Consider the following 24,596-nt stretch of genomic DNA (forward strand, 5'->3'; position numbering starts at 1 on the left):
AGGACGGCGCATGTCCCTACAAGAGGCGATCATGAAGAAATTTCTCAAGCCCGCAGTCCCGTACTTTGCCATCGGTGCAGTGACCCTTGCCGCGCTCGTGGCTTGCGGTGGCGGCGGTGGCGGCACGCCATCGTTCGGTGGCACCGGCGCCGCGCCCGACACCGGCAACGTGGTGGCGCAGAACGGCAATGCCGACGCGCCCGACGATGGCAATCCCCAGGCCGCGCCCGACGCGGCCGCGAGCAACAACATCGATCGCTCGGCCCCGCCGATGGAGCTGCCCGACACGGTCTGGCCGAAGAACTACAAGCTGTGGTTCCGGCCCGATGCGGCACTCAAGACCTTCACGGGCCGTGGCGACGTCGAGATCGAGGTGCTGAAGCCGGTCGATGCGATCGTGGTGGCCGCGCACGACCTCAAGTTCGCCAACGGCCGCACCACGCTGCGCAAGCTCTCGAGCCCGGGCGAGGCGATCGCGCTGATCCCCACGCCGCAGACGCGCGGCGACTTCGTGCAGCTGCGGCTCAACGACGGCCAGATCGCCAAGGGCAAGTACCTGCTGCACATGGAGTGGGACGGCAAGATCCAGTTCTCCGACGCCGAGTACTGCCCGCCGGCCGAGATGATCAAGAACCCGCTGTGCTCGGCCGCCACCGGCGTTTTCAAGGTCGGCCTCTCCACGCCGGAGGGCGTGAGCAGCGACGCCATCGTGACCCAGGGCGAGACCAACTTCGCGCGCCAGTGGTTCCCGGGCTGGGACGAGCCCGCGTTCCGCCACACCTTCGAGATCTCGGCCGAGGTGCCGGGCGACTGGAAGACGGTGTCGAACGGCGCGCAGAAATCGCAGACCAGATTGCCCGACGGCTACCAGCTGGTGTCGTTCGAGAAGACGCCCTCGATGCCCATGTACCTGACCTTCTTCGGCGGCGGCAAGTTCGACATCCTCGAGGACACCTTCAAGAGCCCGCTCGACGGCAAGACCATGCCGCTGCGCTGGTTCACGCCACCGGGCCGCTCGACCTGGGCCACCTTCGCGATGGAGTGGACCAAGGTCGCGATGGACTACTACTACAAGTACACCGGCATCCCGCTGCCCTTCGACAAGTTCGACACCGTGGCCGCCAACGACAGCTACGACAACAAGCCCAACACCGGCTTCGGCGGCATGGAGAACTGGGGCTCGATCTTCGAGTTCGCCGACTCGGTGCTGACCAAGCCCGGCGACACGCCCACGCTCTACTCGGTGACGGTGGTCACGCACGAGGTCGCGCACCAGTGGTTCGGCGACCTGGTCACGCTCGACTGGTGGGACAACGTGTGGCTCAACGAGTCGTTCGCGCGCTGGTTCGAAAGGCGCACCACGATCAAGTTCCACCCCGAGTACTACAGCTTCTCGGACTACGTGCTCGACAAGCACAGCGTGATCGTGGCCGACCTCAAGAACACGGCCGTGCCGGTGCAGCGCAACCTCAACGACGCGGGGTCCTTCGGCTTCATCAGCCCGTCGATCTTCGTCTACAACAAGGGCAGCCACGTGCTCGAGACGATCCAGAACTACATCGGCGAGGAGGCGATGCAGAAGGGCCTGCAGATCTACCTGAAGGACTATGCCTATGGCAACGTCACGCCCTCGCGGCTGTGGAGTTCGCTCGAGAAGGCGACCGACAAGAAGGTCAGCGCCATCGGCGACAGCCTGATCCGCCAGACCGGCGTACCGCTGCTCACGGTCGATGCGCAGTGCGCGGGCGACCGCACCTACGTGTCGATCACGCAGGAGTCGTTCCCGAACCAGAACCAGTACCCGGCCTCCACCTGGACCGTGCCCGTCACGCTGGCCTATGGCGACGCGATGGCGCAGCGCAAGACCATCGTGATGGACAACAACCGCACCAACCTCGAGCTGCCGGGCTGCACCGCGGTGCTGGCCGGGCCGACCGGGCAGGATTACTACGTGAGCAACTACAGCGCGGCCTCGTGGAGCGCGCTGCTGGCGCAGGCGCAGAACTTCGCCGACAACAAGCCGCTGCTGCTGAACATCGAGCGCGATGCCTTCCGGCTGCTCGGCGTGGGCCGCATCACGCAGGCGCAGTACGACCAGATCAAGGGCGTGCTGAACCTGCCGACCGCGCTGCTGGCCAAGACGCAGGAGAGCCAGCAGAAGATGGCGGCGGTGGACGCGGGCGCCAAGGAGGAGCACCCGCATGCGCTGCGCTTCCAGGGCAGCCTGAAGCTGCGCGAGAACCTGAAGCGCTGACGGTCCGAACCCACCCGGGCGACGCGCCCGGTGGGCCACCCATCTTTCACCGGAGACCAATGATGAGGACATGGAACAACGCACTGCGCGCGCTGGCGTGCATCGCCTGCGCGCTGCTGCTGGCCGCCTGCGGCGCGCGCGGCGGCCCCGAGGCCGAGCTGGTCGGCGTCTATGCCGTGAAGCAGGGCGGGGCGCTCAAGGAACTGATCAAGATCGAGCGCAAGGACGGGCGCTACGTGCTGCGCGACAAGGTGCGCACGCCCGAATGGAGCGAGCCCAAGATGCAGCTCGCGCCGGCCACGCGCGACGACTGGAATCGCATCACCACCGATGGCGCGCAGACCGCCTTCGTCGGCATGAAGAGCGAGCAGCTCGCGCTGTTCAAGGTGCCGCCGGGCTGGGAGAAGAACGGCTTCCGGACCTCGACCGGCTACTTCCTGTTCTATTCGCACGGACCGGTCGAGGCCTACAAGCTCTGAGCGCCGTCATGCGCGAGCCGGCTCACAAGGTATGAAGAAACCGTAGCGAGCGCCCCGAGGTCGCGCCGAGGACCGGAGCCGTACTCTGTACGGTGAGGACCGCAGGTGCGAGATCGGGGCGCGCAGTAGCGTCTATTCATGCCTTGTCAGGCCGGCAGCGCGAAGGTCGCAACCGCGGTCGCGAGGGTCTGGCCGGTGGAGGCCAGGTCCATGGTCACGCGCGCGAAGGCCAGCGAGCGGCCCGAGCGCACCAGCTCGGCATGCGCGAGCACGTCCTCGCCGCCGCCCGCGCGCATGAAGGTCATGTGCAGGTCGACCGTGGCGATCGGGCGGCGCCCGCGGCCGTCGGTCCAGATCGCGAAGCACATCGCGCTGTCGGCCAGCACCGAGAGCGCCTGGCCGCCGAAGATGTTGCCCTCGCGCGTGGCCTGCTCGCCGGCCGGCATGCGCAGCGTGGCCTTGCCTTCGCCCAGCGATTCGACGCTGACGCCGAGGCTGCGCACGCAGCCGGGCAAGGCGGTGGCGAGGACGTCCCTGGCTTCTTCGAGGGTGAACGCGGTCATGGCTGGAGGTCTTTCCGTGGTCGATGCGGTGGAGGGGAGCCGCGCGCCCGCGCGGCGAAGGCCGGCAGCGTACCGCACCGGCGCGCGTCGAACGATTCCACGAAAGAGATAGTCAGCCGCGCGCCGCTTCGAGGAAGGCCAGGATCTGTTCGCCCAGCCATTGCTCGCCGCTGTCGAAGTGGGCCATGACGGAGACGTGGTTGTGCCCGGGCACGCTCAGGTGGCGCGGCGCGCCTCCCCGGGCCTCGGCCATGCGCCAGGCGAACTCCGTCGCGTAGACGTCGAGCAGCGGGTTCTCGTGCTCGGCATGCACGACGAAGGTGGGCAGCGCCAGCCGGTGGGCGTGCGCCATCGGCGACAGCGTGTCGTAGGCCGCGGCGTCGTCGCCGAAATAGGCGCGCACGCCGGCCGCGTTCGGGTTCTCGGGCCGCGCGTCGGCGCGCAGCCGCGCCGACACCAGCACCAGCGCGCGCAGATGCCGGCCCATGAAGCCGAGCGACGGATCGCAGGCATAGCTGGCCGCATGCGTGCCGCCGGCCGAATGCCCGATCAGGCAGATCGCGCCGGGGTCGCCGCCGTGCGCGGCCGCATGGCGTGCGACCCAGTCGCAGGCCGCGGCCACGTCGAGCGCGCCCTGCGGATGCGTGGCCTCGGGCGCGAGCCGGTATTCGACGTTGATGCCCACGCAGCCCCGGCGTGCGAACCAGCGCAGCACGTTGCCGTACATCGCGGCGTTGATGTCCTTGCCGCCGCGCACGAAGGCGCCGCCATGCACGAACACGATCACCGGCGCGGCCCGCGCGCCGCGCGGCCGGTAGACATCGAGCACCTGCCGCGGATGCGCGCCGTAGGGCAGGTCGCGCACGACCTCGCAGCCGTCGGCGGGCGCGGCCAGCAGCAGTGGCAGGTAGGCGGCCTTCACGCGGTCGCCGGCCGCGCGGATGTCGGCCTGCTAGGCCGGGCCGGTCTCGCGCAGCATCCGGTCGATGGCCTCGGAGCGTCCGTCGGGGCGCATGCCGTCTTTAGTCGGCACGGAAGGCCGTGGCCTCGACCTCGATGCGCCAGGCCGGCTGCGCGAGCGCCTGCACCACGAGCAAGGTCGAGGCCGGACGCGCCTCGCCGAGGAAGCCGGTGCTCGTCATCAATGCACCGCGCCGTCGAGTTCGGGAATGAACGGGATCTCGACCCCATAGGCGCCGATGTCCTCGCGGATCTTGTCGACCCCGCGCTTGATGATGCCCATCTCCTCGTCGGGATGGGTGGCGCCCAGGCCGTGGTCGGCCGCCAGCGCGCGGTTGCGGCCCGAGCGCCGGCGTTCGTCCTCGGGCAGGTTGACCACCGCGTAGACGCCGTTGAGCAGGCTGCCGCGCAGCTTCTTCGCGACCTTCTCGCCGATGGTGCGCTTCTCGTCGGCCGGCAGCTCGCTGAAGAAGCGCCGCATGATGATGCGGCCGAACTGGATGTGGCGCGCCTCGTCGCGCAGGATCAGCCGGCAGGCCTCGCGTATCGAGCCGAAGCGCGCGTTCTCGTAGCGCGCCTGCAGCAGCTCGCCCGAGAGCTGCTCGAACAGCGTGTTGACCGAGAGGCCCGCGAAGAAGCTCATCGCCTTCTCGTCCTTCTCGTCGTGGAAGCGCGGAATGATGTCGCGGAAGTAGTCGGCCCGCGGCGTGGGCTCGTAGGCCGCGAGGTGCTCGGCGATGCGGAAGCTGGCCTCGTGGTGGCGGAACTCCTCGGCGATGAAGTTCGTGATGTGCTGCTTGATCTCGAAGGGCTGGTGGCCAAAGATCGCCTCGCGCAGCCGTTCGGCGCCATAGGGCGTGGCGCCATGCTCCATCCAGGCGCGCAGGCTCCACCATTCGGCGCCGGCCTGGCGCACCTCGGGCGGCAGCTCGGCCTCGCGCAGGTCGGCGTAGTCGATGTCGGCCACCGGGTCCCAGGCCAGTTCGCGCGCCTGGGTGCACAGGCGCCAGACCTCGGGGTATTCGACCTTCGAGACCACGGGATAGGGGTTCGGCACGGAAGGGATTTCTTCGAGCAGCGAGGCTTGCATGGGCGGTGTCCGTCGTGGGTGTTGGAAAGGCCATGCTAGGAAGCCCGCGCTCATACATCCAATACTGTTTAAAGTGGTTCGTCATTCGCCGCAGCTATCTCCACGCCCATGTTCGAATTCAGACAACTGCGCCAGTTCGTGGTGCTGGCCGAGGAACTGAACTTCGGCCGCGCCGCGATCCGGCTCCACATGTCGCAGCCGCCCTTGAGCGTGGCGATGCGCAACCTCGAGGAGCAGCTCGGCGCGGTGCTGTTCGACCGCAGCCGGCATCACGTGCGGCTCACGCCCGCGGGCCAGGTCTTCCACAAGGACGCGCAGCGCCTGCTGCAGCAGGCCCAGGCGGCCGGCGAACGCGCGCGCCGCGCGGCACAGGGGCTCGAGGGCTCGCTGCGGCTCTCGTTCGTGCCGAGCGCGGCGCTCGACGTGCTGCCCGCAATCTTCAAGCGCTTCCAGCACGACTACCCGACCGTGCAGTTGCGCCTCACGGCCGAGACCACCGCGCGGCAGCTCGAGGACCTGCGCAAGGGCGAGGTCGAGCTCGCGCTGGTGGTGGGCCCGGTCTACGAATCGCGCGGGCTGGTGCTGGTGGACCTGCAGGCGCAGAAAAGTTCGTGATCGCCGTGCCGCGCAGCCATCCGCTGGCGGCGCAGCGCTCCGTGAAGATCGAGGCGCTCGCGGCCGAATCCTTCATCTCGTTCCCGGCCGCGGAAGGCGCGGGCTTCGTCGCCGCGCTGCTTGGCGCCTGCCAGCCGGCGGGCTTCCTGCCGAAGGTGGTGCAGGAGGCCGCGCAGATGCAGTCGATCCTCACGCTGGTCGCGGGCGGCCTGGGCATCGCGCTGGTGCCGGCCGCCATGCGCGTGCTCGCGATGGCCGACGTCGCCTTCCTCGAGATCGCCGGCTCGCGGCCGCCGCCGACCTACAGCCTGGTGTTCGCGCATGCGAGCGGCAACGACAACCCGGTGGTGCAGTCGTTCCTGGCGGTGGCGAAGAAGGCGGTGGAGGGGGCGGGGCGATAGGGCGCGCGAAGGCCGAGTCGCCTCAGTCCCACCAGCAATAGAGTGGGTTTCCGCAGACGCCATGCGCGCCGAGGCTGTCCGCGTCCGCGCCCCAGAAGCAGTAGTACTGGTCTTCGTCGGGTTCGTAGACCAGCCAGTAGCCTTCGAATCGCGCGAGAAGCCAGCCCGAGATCCGCGACCCGAGTTCGCGGTGGGCGAATCCGGCGCCACGACCGTGGCCGACACAATCTCCGCCCCGGTGGCATGTTCGCGAATGCTGAAACGCAGCCGCTCGAAGTACGCCCCTCGTCCTCGCCCTGGGGGACGATGATTCCCGAGGTGTCGGATAAGGCGGCTTCGAGCTTCGGCCAGTAGGGATGGGCGTGGTTCATGCCGGTGGTGCCAGCGAGGGCATCCTCAACCCGGAATATCCGGCTCCACCAGCTGCGCCAGCGCCACCAGCGATTCCTGCCAGCCCAGGTAGCACATCTCGACCGGAATCATCTCGGGAATGCCCTCCTGCACGATCGACACGTCGGTGCCGCAGGACACGGCCGTCAGCGTGACGGTGGTCTTCATCGTGCCCGGCAGGTTGGGGTCGTCGAAAGTCGCGTCGTAGGCCACGCGCTGGCCCGGCACCAGCTCGAGGTACTTGCCGCCGAACGAATGGCTGTGCCCCGAGCTGAAGTTGCTGAAGGACATGCGCCAGCTGCCGCCGACCACCGGCTCCATCCGGTGGACCTTGCCGGTGAAGCCGAAGGGCGGCAGCCAGCGCTCGAAGGCGCCGGGTTCGGTGAAGGCGCGGTAGAGGCGCTCGGGCGGGGCGCGCAGCACGCGGTGCAGGCGGACGGTCTGGGTAGCCATGGTGTGTTCTCCTGGTGAAGTGGTGTGGAGGACGACCCTCCACTGACACGACGGACGAGCGCCGGACGGATCGACACGCATCCGAAGAAATTTTTTCGAAGCGGCGGGATTCACTGTAGCCGGCGCCGGACCTCGGCGGCCCGGTGATTCATTTCAGATATGAACGCCGGCCAGTGAACGTATTGGACAGACCGCGGCCCCCGTTCGCACCATGCGGTTCCCAACAAGGAGTCCCCCGATGAATCTCCCTCGCACGCTGCTCGCGGGCCTGCTGCTCGTTGCCGCCGGCATCGCCGGGGCCGGTCCTGGCCCAGGGCTTTCCCGATCGCCCGGTGACGCTGGTCGTGCCCTATCCGGCCGGCGGTTCGGCCGACATCCTGGCGCGCACGGTGGGGCAGAAGCTGGCGGCCCGGCTCGGGCAGCCGGTGGTGATCGAGAACAAGGGCGGCGCCGGCACGGCGATCGGCGCGCGCTTCGTCGCGGAAGCCAGGCCCGACGGCTACACGCTGCTGCTCGGCACGGTGAGCTCGCAGGCCATCAACCCGGCGATGACCAAGGTCGGCTACGACCCGGTGAAGGACTTCGTGGCGGTCAGCGCGCTGGCGTCGATCCCGTTCGTGCTGGTGGCCCGTCCCGGGCGCGCCCTACGGCAGCGTGGCCGAGCTGCTCGCGGCGGCCCGGCAGAACCCGGGCTCGATCAGCTACGCGTCGGCCGGCCCCGGCACCTCGAACCACCTGGCCGGCGAGATGCTCGCCTCGGCCGCGAAGCTCAAGCTGCTGCACGTGCCCTACCGGGGCAGCGCACCGGCGCTGGCCGACGTGCTCGCGGGCCACGTGCCGCTGATGTTCGATCTGCAGACCACCTCGCTGCCCAACATCGCCAGCCACAAGCTCAAGCCGCTGGCCGTGACCGGCAGCCGGCGCAGCCCGTTGCTGCCGAGGTGCCCACGGTGGCCGAGAGCGGGCTGCCGGGCTTCGAGGTCAGTGCCTGGTTCGGCGTGTTCGCGCCCGCGAAGCTGCCGCCGGCGCTGCGCCAGCAGCTCTCGGCCGCGATGGCCAGGGTGCTCGAGGACCCGGCGCTGGTGCAGCGGCTGCGCGACATCGGCGCCGAGCCCGATCCGCGCGATGCCCGCGCAGTTCGGTGCCTATGTCGCCGAGGAAGCGGCCAAGTACGCAACGGTCGTGAAGACGGCGGGACTCGCACCCTGACCGCTGCCTGACCGGGGCGCCGCCAGCGCGCCGAAAAGCCCGATACCGGCGAAATCCTGCCGCCTTCACTGCCGCCAGGGTTCCCGTGTTCCAACGCCTCTCCATTGCCGTCCGGACGATGGCCTTCGTGGCCGCCGTGTGCCTCGCCCTCGTGGCGCTCGACATCTGGCACAGCTGGGAATCGCGCACGGTGCTGCTCGAGCAGATGGGCGTGGCGACGGCCAATCTCTCGCGCGCGCTGGCGCAGCAGGCCGACGACACGATCAAGCAGGCCGACACCGTGCTGGTCGGCGTGGTCGAGCGCATCGAGCAGGAGGGCACGGGGCCGGTGCAGGTCGAGCGGCTGCGCCGGGTGCTGGCCGCGCAGGTGGCCGAGCTGCCGCAGCTCGACGCGCTGCACGTCTACGACCAGGACGGCAACTGGGTCGCCAACTCGCGCGCGGCGGTGCCGCAGAAGCTCAACAACGCGGACCGCGAGTACTTCGTCTTCCACCGCGATCATCCCGACCGCGGCCCGCACATCGGCATCCCGGTGAAGAGCCGCACCAACGGCAAGCTGCTGATCCCGGTGTCGCGCCGCATCGACCATGCCGACGGCAGCTTCGCGGGCGTGGCACTCGCGAGCATCGACGTCGACTTCTTCCTCAAGTTCTACGACAGCCTCGACATCGGCAAGGGCGGCGCCGCGGCGCTGATCCTCGAGAGCGGCACCATGATGGTCCGCCGCCCCTTCGGCCCGGAGATGGTGGGGCGCGACATGCGCGGCTCGCAGCTGTTCACCTCGTACAAGGAGAACGGGCCGGTCGGCACCGCCTACATCAAGTCGGCGCAGGACGGCGTGCTGCGGCTCAACAGCTTCCGGCGGCTCGAGCACTACCCGCTGTTCGTGGGCGCGGCGATGTCCAAGGACGAGATCCTCGCCGGCTGGTGGAAGGACACCTTCTGGCATTCGGGCGGCGTGCTCGCGCTCAGTGCCGTGGTCGCCTTCGTCGGCCTGGGGCTGGTGCGCCAGATCGAGATGCGCACGCGCACCGAGGCCGAACTGCTGCGCGCGCGCGCGACGCGCTCGAGGCGCTCAACAAGACGCTCAACACGCTGGCGATGGAGGACGGCCTGACCGGCCTCGCCAACCGCCGCCAGTTCGACGTCACGCTCGACACCGAGTTCGGCCGCGCGATGCGCGACGCCAGCACGCTGGCGCTGATCCTGCTCGATGTGGACCGCTTCAAGCAGTACAACGACATCTATGGCCACACGGCCGGCGACGAGTGCCTGCAGAAGATCTGCCGCACCATCGCCAACGTGGCGGCGCGCCGGCCCCGCGACCTCGCGGCGCGCTATGGCGGCGAGGAGCTCGCGGTGCTGCTGCCGGGCACCGACGTCGAGGCCGCCGCGCTGCTGGCCGAGCGCATCCGCGCCGCGGTGCGCGCGCTCGAGATCGAGCATGCCGGCGCCACCGACGGTTTCGTCACGCTGAGCGCGGGCGTCGACGCGCTGCGGCCCGAGGCCGGCGCCGCGCAGCCGAAGGAGCTGGTGCGCGGCGCCGACAAGGCGCTGTACGTGGCCAAGTCGGGCGGGCGCAATCGGGTGTGCACGAACGCGGAGCCCAAAGCCTAGGTCAATCGAGCTTCGCGCCCGAATTTCGAACCTGTTCGGCGGCCTCGGGCATCTGCTTCCTCACGAAGGACCAGAAGGCATCGGGCGTCATGCCCTTGGACGGGAACGCGCCTTGCTCGACGAAGAGCCGTTGCACTTCCGGGTCCTGCAATGACTTGTTCAACGCCGCATTGAGCGTCTCCAGCACCGGCCGAGGCGTTCCCGCGGGGGCCACCAGCCCGTACCAGCTGTCGGTGTAGAAGCCCGGGACGCCCGCTTCGTCGAAGGTCGGCACGTCGGGCAAGCCCGGCAGCCGCTGGTGCGCCGCCACGGCCAGCGCGCGAAGCTTGCCTGTCTTGATGAAGGGGATGGCGCCCGTCGAGATGACGAAGTCGACACGTCCCGACATCAGTTCGGTGAGCGCGGGAGCGACGCCCTTGAACGGGATGTGCATGACGTCGGTGTTGCTGATCTTCCTGAACATCGCACCCGCCAGGTGCTGCGACGAGCCGACGCCCGCGGAGCCGTAGTCGAGCTTTCCGGGCCGCGCCTTCGCGGCCGCGATCACGTCGCGCACCGTCTTGTACGGCGAGTCCGTGGGAACGAGCATGGTGCTCGGAGACGTGTTGATCAGGCCGATCGGCGCGAAGTCCTCGATGGGCTTGTAGTTCAGGCCGGGATAGAGCACCGAGTTCCATCCGTGCGAAGCGACGGTCGCGAGCATGATGGTGTAGCCGTCCGCCTTCGAGCGCGCCGCGAGATCGGAGCCGATGTTTCCGCCGGCACCCGCCCGGTTGTCGACGATGACCTGCTGGCCGAGAACGCTCGACATACGCATGGCGACCAGCCGCGCGACGTTGTCGGCCGACCCGCCGGCGGTCCAGCCCACGATCAGGGTGATCGCGCGATGGGGAAACGCCGGCTCCGCATGGGCGCCGGCATGGGCCAGGCCGATGGCGGCGAAAAAAGTGCAGAGCCAGCGCCGTGGGGCCTTGAAGCTTTCGATCACGTCTTTTCCTTGAGATGCCTGAGGATGTTGCGGGCCGCGCCCACGCCCATGCCGGCGCATGCCGCCGTCGGTGGTGCCGCCCACGTGCGGTGTCAGCACGGCGTTCGGCACATCGAGCCATGCGGAGTCGGCCGGCAGGGGCTCCTGGACGAAGCAGTCGAGGCCCAGGCTGATGCCTCCGTCGCGCAGCTTCTGCTGCATGGCGGCCTCGTCGAACAGGCCCGCGCGCGCGGTGTTGATGACGATGGCCTTGTCCTTGAGCAGCGCGAGCCTGGACGCATCGAGCATGCCGCGGGTCTCGTCGTTGAGCGGGCAATGCAGCGACACGACGTCCGAGCGCCGCAGCAGGCTCTCGAGCTCGACCCGCACCGTGTCCGCCGGCAGGAGGTGCTCGCCGAGATACGGATCGCAGACCAGGACCTTCATGCCGAGCGCCTTCGCGAAGGCCGCGACACGGCCACCGATCGAGCCGCAGCCGATCACGCCGAGCGTCGCGCCCTGCAGCTCGAGGCCGAGATAGCCTTCCTTGTCCCCACCGGGCCTGCTTCATCCTTTGGTCGAGCCAGGCAAGCTTGCGCGCGCAGGCGAACATCAGGCCGATCGCGTGTTCCGCGACGGCCTGGCTGTTGGAGCCGATCGCCGCTTCGACCGCGACGCCGACCCGCTGCGCCGCGGCGATGTCGATCGAATCCATGCCGACGCCGTGGCGCGAGATGACCTTGAGCCGTGGCGAGGCACGGAACACGCGCTCGTTGAAGAAGCCGTAGCGCGCGAGGATCGCCACCGGTTCCTCCCTGGCGCAGATCGCGACCAGTTCGTCCTCGGTGACCGTCGTGCCGGTCTGGATCACCCGGTACTCGCTCAGCAGCGCCATGGCGTCTTCGTGAATCCTCGGTGCCGTGACGAGGATGGTGCCCTTGGGCTTCCCCGGCGAGGCGGAGAGGGGTGCGCGATTCATGGCTCGATGAAGCAGTTCAGGCGCGTCAGGGTGGCATCCACCCACGAGCGATCGAAGGTGCCGGCCTGGATATCGGCAACCATCTTGTTCTCGATCTGCTGCTTCCTGTTCGCCGCGGCCAGCAGTTCGGCCACGTCGTCGTAGGGCAGGCAGAGGAAGCCGTCGTCGTCGCCGATGACCAGGTCGCCGGGCTCGATGACCATTCCATCGATGGCGACCGGCACATTGATCTCGCCGGGGCCGTCCTTGTAGGGGCCGCGGTGCGTGACGCCCGCGGCATAGACGGGCAGCGTGCCCGCGCGGATGGCGCCGGCATCGCGGATGGCGCCATTCACGATGAATCCGCCCAGGCCCCGGTGCACGGCTTCGCCGACCATGATCTCCCCGATGAGCGCGTTGGTCAGGTCGCCCGCGCCATCGACGACGATCACATCGCCCGGCCTGGCCAGCTGCAGTGCCTTGTGGATCATCAGGTTGTCGCCCGGACGGGTCTTGACCGTCAAGGCGGGGCCGGCCATGCGTCCTCCCGCGTGCATCGGTCGCAGCCGCGGTCCGCCGGCGGTCATGCGCGACATGCAGTCGCTCACGTTGGCCACTGGAACGTCGAGGAAGCGGCGTGCGAGGTCCAGCTCGACGGCGCGGCGGCGATGGAGGATGCGGAGTCCGTTGTTCATGGATATCACCAATCGGCAGGTTGAAAGTCGGTTCGATGCGATGTCGGGAGGTCGGGTCCGCTAGTGCGAGCGCAGGTCGGCGAGGAACTTCCGCGCCCGCTCGCTGCGTGGCTTCGAGAAGAACTCGTCCGGCGGGCCCGTTTCCACGATGCGGCCCTGGTCCATGAACCAGACGCGGTCCGCGACTTCGCGCGCGAAGTTCATCTCGTGCGTCACGCACATCATGGTCATGCCGTCGCGCGCCAGCGACTTCATCACCTGCAGCACCTCGCCCACCATCTCGGGGTCGAGGGCGCTCGTGGGTTCGTCGAACAGCATGGCCGGCGGATCCATGGCGAGCGCGCGCGCGATCGCCACGCGCTGCTGCTGGCCGCCGGACAGCTGGCCGGGGAACGCGTCGGCCTTCGACGCCAGGCCCACGCGCTCGAGCAGCTCGAGCGCGCGGGTGCGTGCCTGCGCGCGCTTGTGCTTTCGCACGGTGACCGGGCCGAGCATGATGTTCTGCGCCACCGACAGGTGCGGAAACAGGTTGAAGCTCTGGAACACGAAGCCGACCTGGCTGCGGAAGCGGTTCAGGTCGATCGACGGCGCGTGCACGTCGTTGCCGTCGAAGCGGATGGTTCCGCCCTGGATGTTCTCGAGCCGGTTCACGGTGCGTATCAGCGTCGACTTGCCCGAGCCCGAAGGTCCGCACACGACCACGACCTCGCCCTTGCGGACCTCCGCGCTGATGTCGTCGAGGGCATGGAAGTCGCCATACCACTTGTTCACGAGATCGAAGGCGATCAGGGGCGTACTGCTGGAAGACATGGTCATGCGGCCTGCTGGGGAGCGACGGACGGGATGGCCGCGGAGGCGGTGGCGCGTGCGGCCGCGGCATCCCCCTCGCGGCGTGCGGCGATGCGGCGCTCCAGCCAGCGGGCCAGCCGCGTGAGCGAGAAGCACAGGCAGAAGTAGATGGCCGCGAGCACGAAGTACACCTGGAACGGCTGCGTCATCAAGGAGCTGTTGATCTGGTTGGCCGCGAAGGTGAGCTCGTTCACGCTGATCACGTAGCCCAGCGAGGTTTCCTTGATGGTGGAGACGAACTGGCTGACCAGGGCCGGCACCATGTTGTAGAGCGCCTGCGGCAGCACCACCTTCGTCATGGCCTGGCGGTAGTTCAAACCGATGGCACGTGCCGCCTCGGCCTGCCCGCTCGGCAGGCCCTCGATGCCGGCGCGCACGATCTCGGCCAGGTAGGCCGCCTGGTAGATCACCAGCGTGACCACCATGGTCGTGAAGCCGCTGACCGTCCGGCCCGTCAGCACCGGAACGAAGAAATAGACCCAGAAGATGAACATGACCAGCGGCACGCCGCGCACCACGTAGATCACCGCCAGGGCGGGAAACCGCAGGCAGGCGAAGGTGCTCATGCGGGCCAGCGCGATGGCCACGCCCAGCGGAAAGGCCAGCGCCAGGCCGAGCACGGAGAGCAGCAGCGTGATGGCCAGGCCGCCGAGCGGGCCGTTCGGGTACTGGCCCACGAGCAGCAGCACGCCGTATTCGCGCAGGATGGAAAGGATGCTGTCCATGGCTTACCTCGCGCGGATGCGGTAGCGGTTTTCCAGGCCGGTGCCGATCGTCATGATCAGCAGCGATACGCCGAGGTAGATCACCGTCGAGAGCAGATAGACCTCCACGGTCCTGAACGACTGGCTTTCGATCTCGCGCGTGACGTAGGTCAGCTCCGCCAGCCCGACCGTCATGGCGAGGCTGGTGTTCTTGAACAGCAGCACCGTGTGGCTCACCAGCGTGGGCAGGGCGATGCGCAACGCCTGCGGAACCATCACCAGGCGCGAAGCCTGCAGGTACGACAGGCCGATGGCGCGCGCGGCCTCCAGCTGCGACTTGGGAATCGAGCGGATGCCGCCGCGCAGGCCTTCGGACACATAGGCCGCCATGCACAGGCCGATGGAGATGAAGGCCAGCAGGAACTCGCTGTCGTGCGCGTTGAGCCATTGCTGTCCCGCATGCGGCAGCAGCGCCGGCATGCCGAAGTACCAGAGGAAGACCTGCACGAGCATCGGCACGTTCTGGTGGTACTCCACATAGCCGGCCACACAGGCCTTCGCCACGCGGCTGTCCGACATGCGCACCACCGCGAGCAGCGTGCCCAGCACCATGGCGAACAGCCATGCCGCCGCCGTGAGCTCGAACATGGTGAGCACCCCGTGCCATATCCACTGCGGATAGTCGCCGCGCCCCAGCACGGAAAAGTCGAGCTTGCTACCCACGGCATGCGCTTTCTTGCATGGTGTCCGTCAGCCCTTGATGGGCTCGATCCTGAAGCCGCGCTGCATCTTGTAGGCCGTGCCGGTGCCCAGCCACTTGTCGAAGATCCGCTGTGCCTCGCCGGACTTCTCCATGGTCTCCAGCGTGTCGTTCACCTGCCTGATGAATCCGGCCTCGTCCTTGCGCATGCCGATGCCCCACGGCTCCAGCACCAGCGAGGGCTCGAGCGCGACGATGGGCACGGTGCTCTCGGACTGCTGGCGAAACTTCACGAGGTTGAGCTCGGACACGGCAAACCCGTCCGCCTTGCCCTGCTGCATGGCCAGGAACGCGTTCGGCGGGTCCTGGAAGGTGATGGTGGTGGCGCCCGGAATCGCCTTGCGCACCAGCAGCTCCGAGCTGGAGCCCTTCACCGCGCTCACGCGCTTGCCGCTCAGGTCCTTCAGCGTGGTGAAGCCGCTGTCCTTGCGGGCGGCCACCTTCTGCTCGCTGGCGAAGTACTGGTGGCTGAAGGCGATCTGCTCGGCGCGCTCGGCGCTCCAGCCCAGGTTGGCGATCACGGCGTCGACGCGGCCCTGCTGCAGCTCGGGGATGCGCGCGGCCACCGAGATGAGCTTGAGCTCCAGCTTGACGCCCAGCGACCTGGCCAGGGCCTTGCAGAAGTCCACGTCGTAGCCTTCCACCTCGCGGGTCTGCGCGTTGGAGAAGCTGAACGGCTCCGCCGTGCCCAGCGTGCCGCACACGAACACGCCCCTGGACTTGATGTCGGCGAGCTGGTCCGCGCACGCCAGGTTGGCCAGCAAGGCGAGGCATGTGCCTGCGATCAGTGTCGATGCGGTCTTTCTCATGGGGACTGCTCCTGGAAGGTCTTGTGAAGGGGATGAAGCTCAGCGCAGCTCGGCCACCGCGGCGTGCAGCAGTTCGCCACCCTGCTCGATGACATCGACGCCGGTGGCGAACGACATGCGCAGATGGCCGGGCATGCCGTACGAAGTGCCGTCGATCGTGGCGACGCCGGAGCGCTCCAGCAGGTAGAGCGCCACGTCGACATCGGAGCAAAGACGCTGCCCCGCCGGTGTGTGTCGTCCGATCAGCCCGGCCACGCCGGGGAACACGTAGAACGCGCCGTCGGGCGGTGCGCAATCGAAGCCCGGCAGCGTCCGCAGCATCTGCACCATGCGGTCCCTGCGCGTTTCGAACAGGGCGGCGGCTTCGGCGACGGTGTGCTGGGGCCCGTCGAGCGCGATGGCCGCCGCGGCCTGGCTCATGGCACCCGGGCACGAGGTGCTCTGCGACAGCAGCATCGTGATGGCCTTGATCAGAGGCGCCGGCCCCGCGCCGTAGCCGATGCGCCAGCCCGTCATCGCATAGGCCTTGGACACGCCGTTGATCACCAGCGTGCGCTCAGCCAGCCCGGGCATCACGTTCAATGGCGACACGTGCGTGGCGCCACCGTAGACGAAGTGCTCGTAGATCTCGTCGGTCATCAGCCACACCCGCGGGTGGCGTTCGAGCACCGCGCCGAGCGCGGCGAGTTCGTCGCGCGTGTAGACCGCGCCCGTCGGGTTGTTGGGCGTGTTGAGCACCAGCCATCGCGTGCGCTCGCCGATGGCCGCCTCGAGGGCCCGGGGCGTCAGCTTGAAGCCCTCGGCGGCGCTGCACGGCACCACGACGGGCGTGCCGCCATGCAGCGCCACCATGTCGGGGTAGGACACCCAGTAGGGCGCGGGAACGATCACCTCGTCGCCCTCGTTCAGCGTGGCGGCGAAGGCGTTGTAGATGACGTGCTTGGCGCCGTTGCCCACGGCGATGTGCCCGGGCTCGTAGGCCAGCGAATTCTCCCGCCGCAGCTTGTCGGCGATCGCCTGGCGCAGGGCCGGCGTGCCGTTGGAGGCCGTGTAGCGCGTCTGTCCGGCCAGCAGGGACGCGACGCCGCCTTCGACGATGTGGCGCGGTGTCGGGAAGTCGGGCTCGCCGATCGTGAAGTCGACGATGCGGCGGCCGGCCGCGCGAAGGGCATCGACGCGCGTCTTCGCCGCCATGCTCGGAGACGCTTTGACGCCGTCGAGGCGATGGGCCAACAAGGTGCCCGGCAGGCTGTTGCCGAGGTGGGCGTTGGGACTGAGAGCAACCATGGACACGGACCCCGGATCAATTCGATGGCGGGATTGTGAAAGTTGCCTAAAATTTCAAAAAGCGAATTTTTTCCGAGGATTTTGTGGAAAAAAAGGAAACCGTTTAGGGTTTTGCCTGACCATGATGACGTTCAAGCAGTTGGAGGCCCTGTACTGGGTCGTGCAGTCGGGCGGCTTCTCGCAGGCCGCGCACAAGCTGCACACCTCGACCTCCGCCGTGTCCAAGCGCGTGCACGAACTCGAAGCCGGCTTCGACCTCGAGCTTTTCGATCGCACCCAGCGCACCGCGCGTCTCACGGAAAAGGGCGAGCAGATGTTCGTGCTGGCGAAGAAGCTGCTCGAACACCGCGACGCGGCCATCGACCAGATCGGCAGGCCCGAGGTCATCGAGCGCCGCGTGCGCATCGGCGTGACCGAGTTCACCGCCATGACATGGCTGCACCGGCTGGTGGACGCGATCCAGCGCTGCTACCCCAAGGTCATTATCGAGCCCGACGTGGACGCGAGCGGCAACCTGAAAGACAAGCTGCTGGCCGACGAGCTCGACCTGGTGCTGGTGCCCGACGTGTACGCGGAAGCGCACCTGCGCAGCCACGCGGTGGGGGCGTTCTCGAGCGTGTGGATGTGCAAGCCCGGCTTCGTCGAGGCGGACCGGAGCTTCAGGCTGCATGAGCTGGCATCGCGCCGGCTGTTGCTGCAGGGCAGCAGGTCGGGGGCCGGCACGGCGCACAACAGCTGGATGAAGTCGCTGGGCGTGCAGCCGACCGACGTGATCATCGTGAACAACCTGGTGGCGATGATGGGCCTGACCATGTCCGGCCTGGGCATCGGCTGCATGCCCGAGGAGTGCCTGGCACCCATGGTGGCCAATGGCTCGCTGATGGTCATTCCCTGCACGCCCGCGCCGCCCAAGATGACCTACATCGCGATGTACAAGGGCGACCAGCGCAGCACGCTGATCTCCTCGATCGTCATGCTCTCGCAGGAGTGTTGCGACTTCAGCCGCATGTTCGATATCTCCGCGCCGGCCGCTGCCGAAGGCGCGGGATCGTCGTCTCGTTGAACACTTGCGTACTCAGCAATCCCGCCGGGTGGCGGGCCCTCGCGCGGCGCTCTACGATCTCGCATCCGCGCGCCGCGAACGCATCGCCACCGGCGCGCCCGCCACACCCAACAGGAAAAGAACAAGCCATGTCATTCACCGAAGTCACCTTGCCCGAGCAGCTCGTGCGCGCGCTCGGCGCGCAGAGCCGGATGCCGATCACGCGGATCGGCGAGGCGCTGGTCGCGCTGGGCATGATCACCGGCGACCAGCTCGCCGCCGGGCTGCGCCAGCAGCGCCGCGAGCCGCAGGTGCCGCTTGGCGAGACGCTGGTGCGCATGGGCGCGGTCAGCCATGGCCAGCTGCAGACCGCGCTGGTGCGCAAGATGGGCTATCCGCTGGTCAACCTGCACGTGTTCCCGGCGACGGCCGAGGCGCTGCGCAAGGTGGGCCATGCGGTGGCGCGGCGGCTGCAGGTCATGCCGCTGATGCTGCACGAAGGGCGGCTGGTGATCGCGATCGACGATCCCACGAGCCGGTATTCGGTGATCGACGAGGTGCAGTTCGTCGCGCAGATGAAGGTGATCCCGGTCGTGGGCCAGTGCCTGGACCTCGACAGCGTGCTGGGCGTGGCCTACGAGAAGATCGGCGACGCGGCCGACGGCGGCGGCGGCGCGGCCCACCTCGATCCGATGCGCCCGATCGAGTTCGACCTGACCGGCACCACCGAACTGCTGCAGACGCTCGAGAAGGAAGGGCCCGCGCCGGCGCCGGTGGAGTCGCCGATCGAGCAGTCGGACAACTCGCTGGTGCGCATGATCAACAGCATGATCCAGGAAGCGCACCGCGACGGCGCCTCGGACATCCACATCGAGAGCTACCCGGGCCAGGAGAAGACGCGCATCCGCTTCCGCCGCGACGGGCTGCTCTACACCTACCTCGAGCTGCCGCCGAGCTACCGCAACGCGATCGTGGCGCGCGTGAAGATCATGTGCGACCTCGACATCAGCGAGAAGCGCAACCCGCAGGACGGCAAGATCAACTTCGCCAAGTACTCGCCGCAGCACAAGATCGAGCTGCGCGTGGCGACCATTCCCACCAACAACGGCCTGGAAGACGTGGTGATGCGGATCCTGGCCTCGGCCAAGCCGCTGCCGATGCAGTCGCTGGGCCTGTCGCCCGACAACCTGCGGCGCCTGACGTACGCGGTGGAACGGCCCTACGGCATGGTGCTGTGCGTGGGGCCCACGGGCTCGGGCAAGACCACCACGCTGCATTCGGCGCTCATGCACATCAACACGCCCGAGCGCAAGATCTGGACCGCCGAGGACCCGGTGGAGATCACGCAGAACGGGCTGCGCCAGGTGCAGATCAATCCGCGCATCGGCTGGACCTTCGCCAAGGCGCTGCGCGCCTTCGTGCGGCGCCGATCCCGACGTGATCATGGTCGGCGAGATCCGCGACGAGGAGACCGCGAAGACCGCGATCGAGGCTTCGCTGACCGGCCACCTGGTGCTGTCGACCCTGCACACCAACAGCGCGCCCGAGACCGTGACGCGCCTGCTCGACATGGGCATGGACCCGTTCAACTTCGCCGACTCGCTGCTCGCGGTGCTGGCGCAGCGGCTGGTGCGGCGCATCTGCGGCCACTGCGTGCGCAGCGCGCCCGCGAGCGAAGAGGCGATCGAGGAACTGCTGGCCGACTACCTGCACGCCTTCCCGCCCGAGGAAATCCCCGTTCGGCGGCAGGCCACGCTGGCCGGCTGGCTGCAGCGCTTCGGCCGCGACGGGCGGCTGCACCTGCACAGCGGCGCGGGCTGCGAGCACTGCGCGAAGACGGGCTTCCGCGGCCGCGTCGGTGTGCACGAGCTGATGACGGTGTCGAAGGAACTGCGCCGGCTGGTGCAGAGCGGGGCGCGCGCCGAGGAGCTGCTGCAGGCGGCGCTGAAGGAAGGCATGCGCACGCTGAGGCAGGACGGCATCGAGAAGGTGCTGGCCGGCCAGACCACGATCGAGGAAGTGCGCGCGACCAGCAACGCCTAGAGAAAGAACGCGTCAGTCGAACCGTCCGCTGGCCAGCGCCGCCGCGGCCGCGCGGGTCTCCACGCCGAGCTTCTCGAAGATGTGCTCGAGGTGCTTGTTCACGGTGCGCGGGCTGGTGCCGAGGATCTCGCCGATGTCGCGGTTGGTCTTGCCCTTGGCGAGCCACGACAGCACCTCGGTCTCGCGCGGCGTGAGCGCGGCCTCGGCCAGCCGCGCCGACGAGGCGCCGCCCGCGCCCTCGCGCTGCACCGCGAACAGCAGCATGGTCTCGCCCAATGCGGCCGCGCCGAGGTTGCGCACCGACAGCCGGATGCCGGCCGCCGTGACCACGCCCAGGGTGGCGCCGGGCGCCAGCGCGGCCTCGAGCGCGCGCGGCAGCAGGCCCGGCGCACGCGCCTCGCCCAGCGCATGCAGCCACAGGCCGGCCTGCGGCGAGCGCCAGGCGATGCGCCCGCGCGCATCGACGAAGACCACGCCCATGCCGGCCACGTCGACCGCGTCGCGCGCCATGCGCGTGATGCGGGCGTTGCGTGCATGGGTGTGCAGGCGCGCCAGCACCTCCTGCGCGCGGATCGGCTTCACCACGTAGTCGACGCCGCCGCATTCGAAGCCCTCGACCACGTCGGCGGTTTCCGAGAGGCCGGTCATGAAGATCACCGGGATGTGCGCGAGCGCCGCGTCGGCCTTGATGCGGCGGCAGGTCTCGAAGCCCGAGAGGCCGGGCATCATGCCGTCGAGCAGGATGGCGTCGGGCACCACCAGCGCGAGCCGCTGCAGCGCCGATTCGCCGTCGGCCGCCACCAGCACGGTGTAGCCGCTGGCCTCGAGCGTGTCGCACAGCATGCCGAGGCTGCTGGGGGCGTCGTCGACCACCAGCACCACGGGGCGTTCGGCTTCAGGAAGGGGAGGCGAGGGTGTCAGCATCTTCGGCGAGGGCCTTGCGGAGGGAGTCGAGTTCGAAGCGCGCGACCATGCCGCGCAGCCAGGTGCAGGTGGCGGCCGCGCCCGGCGAGCGGGCGGCCAGCCGGTCGAGCGCCTGGTGCAGGCCGCGCACGTGGCCCATCTGCACCAGCCGCATCAGCTCGGCGCGCTCGTCCTCGCCGAGCAGCAGCCGGGGTGGGCGCGCGGGCGCGAGCTCCTCGTCGGCCAGCGGGCGCAGCGCGTCGGCGGCATCGAGCCATTCGAGGCCGAGGTGGCGCTCGAGCGTGGCGATCAGTTCCGACTCGATCACCGGCTTGCCCACGAAGGCCTGGCAGCCCGCGGCGCGCAGCCGCTCGGCCTGGTTCTCGAACATGTTGGCAGAGACGATGATGATCGGCAGCGCATCGAAGCCCGAGGCCCGCACCAGGCTCGCGGTCTGCCAGCCGTCGAGGTCGTCCATGCTGAGGTCGAGCAGGATCGCCGAGGGCAGCTCCTCGCGCAGGTTGTCGAGGCACTCGGTGCCGCTCGCGGCCTCGCGCACCTCGAAGCCCAGCGGCGCGAGCATGCCGGCCAGCATCTGGCGCTGCACCGGCTGGTCGTCGACCACCAGCAGCGTGCGGCGCTCGCCGAGGTAGCCCGACACCGGCTGGCGCAGCGCGCCGGCCTTGGCCTGCGGTCCGGGGTCGGCCACCGCGCGCAGGTAGACGCGCACGCTGAAGGTGCTGCCGGCCGAGGAGGTGGCGGCCAGCTTGAGCTCGCCGCCCATCAGCGAGGTCAGCAGGCCGGTGATGGTGAGGCCCAGCCCGGTGCCGGGCTCGCCGCGCCGGCGCCCCGCGGCACCGCGCTCGAAGGGCAGGAAGATGCGTTGATGGTCCTGCGGCGCCACGCCGATGCCGGTGTCGATGACGTCGAAGCGCAGCACCTCGCGGCGCGCGTCCACGTGCAGCGTGACGGTGCCGCTGTCGGTGAAGCGCACGGCGTTGGTCAGCAGGTTGATGAGGATCTGGCGCAGCCACTTGGCGTCGGCATGCACCCAGGGCGGCAGCCGCCCGGCATGGGTGTAGACGAAGGCCAGGCCCTTGTTCTCGGCCTGCGGCCGCACCATGTGCACCACCTGGTCGAGGAAGGCCGGCAGCGCCAGCGGTGCCGGCTCGAGCTGCAGCCGGCCGGCCTCGATGCGCGCGAGGTCGAGCAGTCCGTCGATCAGGCCCAGCATGTGCTCGCCGCTGCGGTGGATGGTCTGCACCGCCTCGCGCGGCGGCAGCGCGGCGTCGCCCTTGAGCAGGATCTGCGAATAGCCCAGGATGCTGTTGAGCGGCGTGCGCAGCTCGTGCGTCATGCCGGCCACGTAGCGCGTCTTGGCCTGGTTGGCCGCCTCGGCCGCCTCCTTGGCGGCCTGCAGCGCCGCATCGGTGCGCTGGTGGGCCTCGATCTCGACCGTGAGCAGGTGGTTGTGGCGGTTCGATTCCTCCTGCGCCATCTGCCGGCTCTCGCTGCCCAGCACCACCCACCAGGCCGCCACCGCCGCCACGAGCGACAGCAGCGTGAAGACCTTGAGGAAGGCGTCGCGCAGCCGCGGATCGACCGCGCTGGCGCCGGTGATCGCCTCCTGCGCGTAGACCACGCCCATCACCGTGGCCAGCAGCGCCACCAGCGAGGCCGCCACCATCAGGTAGTGGGCGACGCGGAAGTTGAGCCGCGCCGACAGCGCCGGCGGCAGCAGCGACTGCAGCCAGCCGCTCATCTGCTCGGCCGCGCGCGAGTCGGTCTTGCAGCGGTCGTGGCAGCGCGACTCGAGCGTGCAGCACAGCGAGCAGATCGGCGCGCTGTAGGCCGGGCAGTGGGCCATGTCCTCCGATTCGAAGCCGTTGTCGCAGACCGAGCACTTCACGATCTGCCCCGGCGTCCAGTGCGCGATGTCGCGCCGCGCCAGGTAGTAGCGCCCGCGCGTGCGCCAGGCCAAAAGCGGCGAGACCGCGAGCGCGGTGGCCAGCGCGATGAAGGGCGAGAACGAGCGCGCCCACTGGCCGATGGCGCCCGAGTAGGCCAGCATCGCGAGCGCCGCCGCCACCAGCGTGGCGACCAGGCCCACGGGGTTGATGTCGTAGAGGTGGGCGCGCTTGAACTCGATGGTCTTCGGGCTCCAGCCCAGCGGCTTGTTGATGATCAGGTCGGCCACCAGCGCGCCGACCCAGGCGATCGCGATGTTGCTGTAGAAGCCCAGCACGTGCTCGAGCGCGGCGAACACGCCCAGCGCCATCAGCAGGATCGCGATCACCACGTTGAACACCAGCCACACCACGCGGCCCGGATGGCTGTGCGTGAGCCGCGCGAAGAAGTTCGACCAGGCCAGCGAGCCGGCGTAGGCGTTCGTGAGGTTGATCTTCATCTGCGAAACCACCACGAACAGCACCGTGATGCCGAGGATCCAGGCCGGGTCGCGCAGCACGTAGGCGAAGCCCGTGAGGTACATCTGCGTCGGCTCGATCGCGTGGTTGGCCGGGATCTCGTGCTGCAGCGCGAGGAAGGCCAGGAAGGCGCCGCCCATCATCTTGAGCATGCCCGGCACGATCCAGCCCGGCCCGGCCACCAGCACCGCGGTCCACCAGCGCGCGCGGTTGGCGGCCGTCTTCTCGGGCAGGAAGCGCAGGTAGTCGACCTGCTCGCCGATCTGCACCACCAGCGAGAAGGCGACCGTGGCGGCGGCGCCGAACATCAGCGGATCGAAGCCGCTGCTGTTCGAGACCCGGCCCACGAGCCCGGTGAAGTCGGCATAGAGCTCGGGCTTCTTCACCAGCACCGCGACGAAGGGGCAGACGAACAGCACGATCCAGATCGGCTGCGTCCACAGCTGCAGCCCAGAGATCAGCGTGATGCCGCGCGCCACCAGCGGAATGATGACCAGCGAGGACACCAGGTAGAGCAGCCACAGCGGCCAGTCGAGGTACATCTGCAGCGCGAGCGCGAGGATGGCGGCCTCGAGCGCGAAGAAGATGAAGGTGAAGCTCGCGTAGATCAGCGAGGTGAGGGTGGAGCCCAGGTAGCCGAAGCCGGCGCCGCGCGTGAGCAGGTCCATGTCGACGCCGTGGCGCGCGGCGTAGTAGGAGATCGGCAGACCGGTGAGGAAGGTGATCAGCCCCACCACCAGGATCGCCCACAGCGCGTTCGAGAAGCCGTAGCTCAGCGCGATGGCGCCGCCGATGGCCTCGAGCGCAAGGAAGGAGGTGGCGCCGAAGGCCGCGTTCGCGACCCGGAACTCCGACCACTTGCGGAAGCTGCGCGGCGTGTAGCGCAGCGCGTAGTCCTCCAGCGTCTCGTTCGCGACCCAGGCGTTGTAGTCGCGTCGGATGCGGAAGATCTTCTGCCCGCTCACGGAATTGACGGAAGGCATCGGGGTGTCTCGTGGAGACGGCGACGGCGAGGGGATCGGCGGCATGGTGCAGCTGCATTGCAAGAAGCGCTCCGTGCCCGCCGTGCGTCCCCGCGCGTCGTCGTCGGTCCCGCGAGTCTGCGGGCAGGCGATGCGCGTG

Annotated in this window: 21 protein-coding genes and 4 pseudogenes; 11 read left to right on the forward strand and 14 right to left on the reverse strand. The window is 68.9% G+C overall.

All coding sequences use genetic code 11. The features are described 5' to 3' along the window. Positions 1-31: 31 nt before the first annotated feature. Positions 32-2,254 carry a M1 family metallopeptidase gene (locus ACHMXE_RS24505; protein WP_395351894.1) on the forward strand — a complete coding sequence of 741 codons (2,223 nt, stop codon included), beginning with the start codon at positions 32-34 and terminating at the stop codon, positions 2,252-2,254. A gap of 62 nt (positions 2,255-2,316) precedes the next feature. After that, entirely contained in the window at positions 2,317-2,733 is a 417-nt protein-coding gene (locus ACHMXE_RS24510) for a hypothetical protein (protein WP_395351896.1), read from the forward strand. Positions 2,734-2,879: 146 nt separating this feature from the next. On the opposite strand, the gene ACHMXE_RS24515 is transcribed toward ACHMXE_RS24510, so the two are convergent. From ACHMXE_RS24515 to ACHMXE_RS24525, 3 genes are all read right to left on the reverse strand, one after another. Then, the gene (locus ACHMXE_RS24515) at positions 2,880-3,296 is read right to left on the reverse strand and encodes a PaaI family thioesterase (RefSeq protein WP_057593094.1); all 417 of its coding nucleotides are present in this window, start codon (positions 3,294-3,296) and stop codon (positions 2,880-2,882) included. 112 nt (positions 3,297-3,408) lie between these two features. Then, the gene (locus tag ACHMXE_RS24520) at positions 3,409-4,218 is read right to left on the reverse strand and encodes an alpha/beta hydrolase (RefSeq protein ID WP_395351898.1); all 810 of its coding nucleotides are present in this window, start codon (positions 4,216-4,218) and stop codon (positions 3,409-3,411) included. A gap of 219 nt (positions 4,219-4,437) precedes the next feature. Then, positions 4,438-5,346, reverse strand: a complete 909-nt coding sequence (locus ACHMXE_RS24525; RefSeq protein WP_057593097.1) for a hypothetical protein — start codon at positions 5,344-5,346, stop codon at positions 4,438-4,440. A 108-nt stretch (positions 5,347-5,454) separates the two neighbouring features. Here ACHMXE_RS24525 and ACHMXE_RS24530 point away from each other — a divergent pair, with 108 nt between their 5' ends. Then, positions 5,455-5,961 carry a LysR family transcriptional regulator gene (locus ACHMXE_RS24530; protein WP_395351900.1) on the forward strand — a complete coding sequence of 169 codons (507 nt, stop codon included), beginning with the start codon at positions 5,455-5,457 and terminating at the stop codon, positions 5,959-5,961. Further along, positions 5,958-6,362: a LysR family substrate-binding domain-containing protein gene (locus ACHMXE_RS24535; RefSeq protein WP_395351902.1), complete on the forward strand. Its 405-nt coding sequence runs from the start codon at positions 5,958-5,960 to the stop codon at positions 6,360-6,362. Before ACHMXE_RS24530 ends, ACHMXE_RS24535 begins: the two co-directional genes overlap by 4 nt. A 396-nt stretch (positions 6,363-6,758) precedes the next feature. Here ACHMXE_RS24535 and ACHMXE_RS24540 read toward each other — a convergent pair whose 3' ends face one another. After that, positions 6,759-7,205 (reverse strand): SRPBCC family protein, encoded by a 447-nt coding sequence (locus ACHMXE_RS24540; protein WP_395351904.1) that lies wholly within the window; start codon positions 7,203-7,205, stop codon positions 6,759-6,761. A 428-nt stretch (positions 7,206-7,633) separates the two neighbouring features. Here ACHMXE_RS24540 and ACHMXE_RS24545 point away from each other — a divergent pair. From ACHMXE_RS24545 to ACHMXE_RS24560, 4 genes and pseudogenes are all read left to right on the forward strand, one after another. Continuing rightward, positions 7,634-7,780 (forward strand): annotated as a pseudogene (locus tag ACHMXE_RS24545) (tripartite tricarboxylate transporter substrate-binding protein); the annotation flags it as partial. A gap of 79 nt (positions 7,781-7,859) precedes the next feature. Beyond that, a pseudogene (locus tag ACHMXE_RS24550) lies at positions 7,860-8,425 on the forward strand (tripartite tricarboxylate transporter substrate-binding protein). Between the two features lie 74 nt (positions 8,426-8,499). Next, a complete protein-coding gene (locus ACHMXE_RS24555) occupies positions 8,500-9,531 on the forward strand; it encodes a hypothetical protein (protein WP_395351906.1) in 1,032 nt (343 codons plus the stop codon). Further along, positions 9,516-10,031 carry a diguanylate cyclase gene (locus tag ACHMXE_RS24560; RefSeq protein WP_395351908.1) on the forward strand — a complete coding sequence of 172 codons (516 nt, stop codon included), beginning with the start codon at positions 9,516-9,518 and terminating at the stop codon, positions 10,029-10,031. The genes ACHMXE_RS24555 and ACHMXE_RS24560 overlap by 16 nt, the downstream gene beginning before the upstream one ends. A 1-nt stretch (position 10,032) precedes the next feature. On the opposite strand, the gene ACHMXE_RS24565 is transcribed toward ACHMXE_RS24560, so the two are convergent. Next, entirely contained in the window at positions 10,033-11,079 is a 1,047-nt protein-coding gene (locus ACHMXE_RS24565; RefSeq protein WP_395352788.1) for a Bug family tripartite tricarboxylate transporter substrate binding protein, read from the reverse strand. 30 nt (positions 11,080-11,109) lie between these two features. Further along, positions 11,110-11,535 (reverse strand): annotated as a pseudogene (locus tag ACHMXE_RS24570) (NAD(P)-dependent oxidoreductase); the annotation flags it as partial. Positions 11,536-11,591: 56 nt separating this feature from the next. On the opposite strand from ACHMXE_RS24570, the gene ACHMXE_RS24575 reads away from it, so the two are divergent. After that, positions 11,592-11,786, forward strand: a complete 195-nt coding sequence (locus ACHMXE_RS24575) for a hypothetical protein (RefSeq protein ID WP_395351910.1) — start codon at positions 11,592-11,594, stop codon at positions 11,784-11,786. Between the two features lie 187 nt (positions 11,787-11,973). Here ACHMXE_RS24575 and ACHMXE_RS24580 read toward each other — a convergent pair whose 3' ends face one another. The 6 genes from ACHMXE_RS24580 to ACHMXE_RS24605 are packed head-to-tail and all read right to left on the reverse strand — an operon-like array spanning position 11,974 to position 17,060. After that, entirely contained in the window at positions 11,974-12,651 is a 678-nt protein-coding gene (locus tag ACHMXE_RS24580) for an RraA family protein (protein WP_395351912.1), read from the reverse strand. Positions 12,652-12,711: 60 nt separating this feature from the next. Further along, positions 12,712-13,440 (reverse strand): amino acid ABC transporter ATP-binding protein, encoded by a 729-nt coding sequence (locus tag ACHMXE_RS24585; protein ID WP_395352790.1) that lies wholly within the window; start codon positions 13,438-13,440, stop codon positions 12,712-12,714. A 23-nt stretch (positions 13,441-13,463) separates the two neighbouring features. After that, on the reverse strand, positions 13,464-14,225 hold the full coding sequence (locus ACHMXE_RS24590; RefSeq protein WP_395351914.1) for an amino acid ABC transporter permease: 762 nt from the start codon (positions 14,223-14,225) through the stop codon (positions 13,464-13,466). A gap of 3 nt (positions 14,226-14,228) precedes the next feature. Then, complete coding sequence (locus tag ACHMXE_RS24595; protein WP_395351916.1) at positions 14,229-14,927, reverse strand: amino acid ABC transporter permease; 699 nt, start codon at positions 14,925-14,927, stop codon at positions 14,229-14,231. A 27-nt stretch (positions 14,928-14,954) separates the two neighbouring features. After that, positions 14,955-15,773 carry an ABC transporter substrate-binding protein gene (locus tag ACHMXE_RS24600; protein WP_395351918.1) on the reverse strand — a complete coding sequence of 273 codons (819 nt, stop codon included), beginning with the start codon at positions 15,771-15,773 and terminating at the stop codon, positions 14,955-14,957. A gap of 39 nt (positions 15,774-15,812) precedes the next feature. Next, positions 15,813-17,060, reverse strand: a complete 1,248-nt coding sequence (locus tag ACHMXE_RS24605) for a pyridoxal phosphate-dependent aminotransferase (protein WP_395352792.1) — start codon at positions 17,058-17,060, stop codon at positions 15,813-15,815. A 124-nt stretch (positions 17,061-17,184) separates the two neighbouring features. Between ACHMXE_RS24605 and ACHMXE_RS24610 the strand changes: the two genes are divergently transcribed. Both ACHMXE_RS24610 and ACHMXE_RS24615 read left to right on the forward strand, forming a co-directional pair. Continuing rightward, positions 17,185-18,123 carry a LysR family transcriptional regulator gene (locus ACHMXE_RS24610; protein ID WP_395352794.1) on the forward strand — a complete coding sequence of 313 codons (939 nt, stop codon included), beginning with the start codon at positions 17,185-17,187 and terminating at the stop codon, positions 18,121-18,123. Positions 18,124-18,251: 128 nt separating this feature from the next. Next, positions 18,252-20,145 (forward strand): annotated as a pseudogene (locus ACHMXE_RS24615) (GspE/PulE family protein). Positions 20,146-20,157: 12 nt separating this feature from the next. On the opposite strand, the gene ACHMXE_RS24620 reads toward ACHMXE_RS24615, so the two are convergent. Continuing rightward, positions 20,158-21,069 (reverse strand): response regulator transcription factor, encoded by a 912-nt coding sequence (locus ACHMXE_RS24620; RefSeq protein WP_203201475.1) that lies wholly within the window; start codon positions 21,067-21,069, stop codon positions 20,158-20,160. Then, positions 21,041-24,457, reverse strand: a complete 3,417-nt coding sequence (locus ACHMXE_RS24625) for an ATP-binding protein (protein WP_395351921.1) — start codon at positions 24,455-24,457, stop codon at positions 21,041-21,043. The genes ACHMXE_RS24620 and ACHMXE_RS24625 overlap by 29 nt, the downstream gene beginning before the upstream one ends. Between the last annotated feature and the right edge of the window lie 139 nt (positions 24,458-24,596).

The organism is Variovorax sp. UC122_21, assembly GCF_044056785.1.
Taxonomy (GTDB): Bacteria; Pseudomonadota; Gammaproteobacteria; order Burkholderiales; family Burkholderiaceae_C; genus Variovorax.

What these genes read in the sequence shown, in the direction of transcription:
- ACHMXE_RS24505 (WP_395351894.1), top strand. Translation starts at nt 32, where the DNA reads ATGAAGAAATTTCTCAAGCCCGCAGTCCCGTACTTTGCCATCGGTGCA.
- ACHMXE_RS24510 (WP_395351896.1), top strand. Translation starts at nt 2,317, where the DNA reads ATGAGGACATGGAACAACGCACTGCGCGCGCTGGCGTGCATCGCCTGC.
- ACHMXE_RS24515 (WP_057593094.1), bottom strand. Translation starts at nt 3,296, where the DNA reads ATGACCGCGTTCACCCTCGAAGAAGCCAGGGACGTCCTCGCCACCGCC.
- ACHMXE_RS24525 (WP_057593097.1), bottom strand. Translation starts at nt 5,346, where the DNA reads ATGCAAGCCTCGCTGCTCGAAGAAATCCCTTCCGTGCCGAACCCCTAT.
- ACHMXE_RS24530 (WP_395351900.1), top strand. Translation starts at nt 5,455, where the DNA reads ATGTTCGAATTCAGACAACTGCGCCAGTTCGTGGTGCTGGCCGAGGAA.
- ACHMXE_RS24540 (WP_395351904.1), bottom strand. Translation starts at nt 7,205, where the DNA reads ATGGCTACCCAGACCGTCCGCCTGCACCGCGTGCTGCGCGCCCCGCCC.
- ACHMXE_RS24560 (WP_395351908.1), top strand. Translation starts at nt 9,516, where the DNA reads ATGGAGGACGGCCTGACCGGCCTCGCCAACCGCCGCCAGTTCGACGTC.
- ACHMXE_RS24565 (WP_395352788.1), bottom strand. Translation starts at nt 11,079, where the DNA reads ATGCGCCGGCATGGGCGTGGGCGCGGCCCGCAACATCCTCAGGCATCT.
- ACHMXE_RS24580 (WP_395351912.1), bottom strand. Translation starts at nt 12,651, where the DNA reads ATGAACAACGGACTCCGCATCCTCCATCGCCGCCGCGCCGTCGAGCTG.
- ACHMXE_RS24590 (WP_395351914.1), bottom strand. Translation starts at nt 14,225, where the DNA reads ATGGACAGCATCCTTTCCATCCTGCGCGAATACGGCGTGCTGCTGCTC.
- ACHMXE_RS24600 (WP_395351918.1), bottom strand. Translation starts at nt 15,773, where the DNA reads ATGAGAAAGACCGCATCGACACTGATCGCAGGCACATGCCTCGCCTTG.
- ACHMXE_RS24605 (WP_395352792.1), bottom strand. Translation starts at nt 17,060, where the DNA reads ATGGTTGCTCTCAGTCCCAACGCCCACCTCGGCAACAGCCTGCCGGGC.
- ACHMXE_RS24610 (WP_395352794.1), top strand. Translation starts at nt 17,185, where the DNA reads ATGACGTTCAAGCAGTTGGAGGCCCTGTACTGGGTCGTGCAGTCGGGC.
- ACHMXE_RS24620 (WP_203201475.1), bottom strand. Translation starts at nt 21,069, where the DNA reads ATGCTGACACCCTCGCCTCCCCTTCCTGAAGCCGAACGCCCCGTGGTG.
- ACHMXE_RS24625 (WP_395351921.1), bottom strand. Translation starts at nt 24,457, where the DNA reads ATGCCTTCCGTCAATTCCGTGAGCGGGCAGAAGATCTTCCGCATCCGA.